General features: G+C 74.2%; 4 protein-coding genes and 1 pseudogene. All 5 read right to left on the reverse strand.

Annotation, left to right across the window (positions count from 1 at the left end; all coding sequences use genetic code 11):
• Window positions 1–203 (reverse strand): annotated as a pseudogene (locus HUX53_RS30745) (hypothetical protein); the annotation flags it as partial.
• 82 nt (window positions 204–285) lie between these two features.
• Window positions 286–1,017, reverse strand: coding sequence for an anti-sigma factor (locus HUX53_RS30750; RefSeq protein WP_176406722.1), 732 nt, complete (start codon window positions 1,015–1,017; stop codon window positions 286–288).
• Window positions 1,014–1,502 carry a sigma-70 family RNA polymerase sigma factor gene (locus tag HUX53_RS30755; RefSeq protein WP_207924185.1) on the reverse strand — a complete coding sequence of 163 codons (489 nt, stop codon included), beginning with the start codon at window positions 1,500–1,502 and terminating at the stop codon, window positions 1,014–1,016. The genes HUX53_RS30750 and HUX53_RS30755 overlap by 4 nt, the downstream gene beginning before the upstream one ends.
• Before the next feature lie 361 nt (window positions 1,503–1,863).
• On the reverse strand, window positions 1,864–2,502 hold the full coding sequence (locus HUX53_RS41785) for a hypothetical protein (protein WP_255205807.1): 639 nt from the start codon (window positions 2,500–2,502) through the stop codon (window positions 1,864–1,866).
• A complete protein-coding gene (locus tag HUX53_RS30765) occupies window positions 2,471–2,827 on the reverse strand; it encodes a WYL domain-containing protein (RefSeq protein ID WP_309237511.1) in 357 nt (118 codons plus the stop codon). Before HUX53_RS30765 ends, HUX53_RS41785 begins: the two co-directional genes overlap by 32 nt.
• Window positions 2,828–2,925: the final 98 nt, after the last annotated feature.

The raw sequence follows: 2,925 nt of genomic DNA on the forward strand, positions 1-2,925 counted from the left end.
CCGTCGCCGAGCGCGGCGCGCCGCCCCTGCACGTGCGGGGCCGCCGCCTCCAGGGCGCCGAGCTGCGCGGACGCCCACACCTCCGCCTGCAGCGGGCCGGGCAGCGCGGGCAGGGCGTCGGCCTCCCGGACGTAGGCCGCGTACACGTCGCGGAGCCCCGGCAGCATCAGCTCGGGGCCTGTCGAAGACCGGCTCGCACTCACCCTGCCAGCCTATGAGACGTGGGGAGCGGCACGTCCCGGGCGGCCGGTGCGGCCGGGCCGGCCCGGGGCGCGCCGCGGGCACTCAGGCCGGGACGGTCAGCAGCGTGCGCCCCTCGCCGATCGTGCGGACCTCGAACCGGCTGATCTCCTCGGGCTTCAGCGCCGTCCCGCCCTGCAGCGCCAGATGCGGCTGCGGCGATCCCGGCAACCCGTAGCCCTTGGCCGGGACGGACCAGCCGACGACCGTGTGCGCGTTGCCGCGCCGGTCCACCGCGACCAGCTCGCACTGCAGCGGCCCGCGGACCTTGCTGAGCTGCATCGCGATCCGGCTGCCCCACGCCTTCTGCTGCATGGCGACCGTCCCGGTGAGGCCGGTGCCGTCGTCGGTGGCCGACGTCCGCCGGCCGTCCTGCAGCAGCGCGGCGGTGCCGTCGTCCTGCCGCGCGGACGCGGCGGGCCGCGCGTCCCGGTCGGCGCCGAGGGTGAACCCGGTGCCGAGCGCCCCGCCGAGGAGAACGATGCCGGCAGCGGCGGCGGCGAGCGTCCGCGCCGCCCGGTGCCGCCGCTGCCGGCGGATCCGGTGCCGCATCAGGTCGGTCACCACCGCCGGTTCGGGCGCGACCGGCATCGCGTCCGCCGGCTCGGCGATCGGCCCGATGCCGTCCAGGGTCTGGGCGAGCCCGCGCAGCGCGCCGAGCTCCTCGTGGCAGGACAGGCACGTCGACAGGTGCGCCTCGAACGCGCGGCGGTCGGGCTCCTCCAGCAGCCCGAGGGCGTAGGCGCCGACGTCGATGTGCAGCATGTCCGCGCTCATGGCGTCACGCCCCTCTCCTCCAGGGCGACGCGCAGTGCCCTGAGCGCGTAGTAGACCCGGGACTTCACGGTGCCCACGGGGATGCCGAGATGCCTGGCCGCCTCGTTCACCGACCGATCCCGGAAGAAGGTCTCGTTGAGGACCTCGCGGTGGGCGGGGGACAGCGCGAGGAGGGCTTCGGACACGACGACGGAGCGCAGCAGATCCTCCAACCCGTCGGGCACGCGCATGTTCTCCAGCGGGCCCTCGCCCGCCTCCTGCGGCCGTGCGTTCTTGCGCCGCTGGTCGTCGATGACGATCCGGCGCGCGACCGTCGCGAGCCACGGCAGCAGCGAGGCCGCGTTCTCGTCGAGCTGGTGGGCGCTGCGCCACGCGCGGATCATGGTCTCCTGCACGACGTCCTCGGCCCAGTGCCGGTCGCCGCCGGTCAGCCGCAGGACGAACGACAGCAGCGGGCGCCCGTAGACGCGGTACAACTCGGTCACGATCACCTGGTCGTCCACGCCGCCGGCGGGCTGCGGGCCGCGGAACCAGCTCCACGGTCCGGGCGGGCGTTCGCGGGTGGCCGAGGCGGCCGGTGATCTGTGGGCCATCGGGGGTCTCCGGGCGGGTGCGGGGGCGGGACGACGCGGTGACCGTGTGTCGGGTGTCACGCTGGGAGGCAGTACGAGACGGCGGCGCCGCGCGGTTCAACCGGGACCGGTTTGCGGTGGATTTTCCAGAACATCCCTTACTAGTTCGCCAGCTTTTCCTTACCTTCGGGCGCGGACGGTCACCGTCCCGCGTCAAAGGGGCGTGACGATGGCGACACGATCTCCTTCGGACGGTCCGCAGGCGGGGCGACGCTCACTCCAGGATTCGGAGCGAACGCGGGCATCGGGCCCATTCGCCCACACAGGACCGAGGGGCGGGATCGGCACAGTGGAAGGAAACGGGGCAGCACAGCTCAGCTACCGCCTGCTGCTGGCGGTGGACATCCAGGGGTACAGCAAGCGCGACACGCGCGAGCAGCTGCGCGCGCAGCGGCAGCTGTCGGACGCGCTCGACCGCGCGGCGCGCGGCGTCGGCCTCGACCGGGCCGAATGGGCCAAGCAGGTCGGCGGGGACGGCGAGCTCGCCACGCTGCCGGACGGGGTCGACCCCGCGCCGGTGGCCGGCGACTTCGTCATCGGCCTCGACGAGGCGCTGCGCGAGAGCAACCGGGACGCCGGCCGGTTCCGGCTGCGGGTGCGGCTCGCGCTGCACCACGGCACGCTGACCGCCGGGCCGTTCGGGCCCGCCGGCGACGCGCCCATCGTCGTCCAGCGGCTGCTGGACGCGGGGCCGCTGCGCCGGCTGCTCACCGACGACCCGGGGCGCGACCTGGCCTACGTCGTGTCGGACTCGCTGTTCGACGACGTCGTGCGGACCGGGTTCTGCGCGCTGCCGCCGCGCGACTTCCAGGCGGTCAAGGTCACCGCGAAGGGCGCGGTGTTCCGCGGCCACATCCACACCGGCCGGGCCGCCCGCAGCCGCCCCCGCCGGTCGGTCGATGTCGTCGCCGCCGCCTGGCCGGTCCGCGGGCCTCCCCCGCCTCGACCGGGGGCGCGCCGGTCCCCGCCAGCACCGACTTCAGGTGCTGGATCACCGCCTCCCGCAGATCCGGCGGGTCGAGCACCACCACGTCGTCGGCGAACCGCGCCAGATACGGCGCGAAACGGTCCGCGTCGCGGAACGTCAGGGTCGCCTCGTCCCAGTCGCCGTCCCCGCCCTCGGCAGGCCGCACGTCGCGGGCCCACCGGCGAGGGCCCTGCGCCTGTTCCTTATCCACATCCGACGCTGCCGACGCAGAGGATCGTGAAGCTCTCTGTGGTCGCCGGTTCTATCACAAAACAAGAAAACAAAACGACAACTACTCATCACACAAAT

It is taken from the genome of Actinomadura sp. BRA 177 (assembly GCF_013372625.1).
In the GTDB taxonomy this organism is placed as follows: domain Bacteria; phylum Actinomycetota; class Actinomycetes; order Streptosporangiales; family Streptosporangiaceae; genus Spirillospora.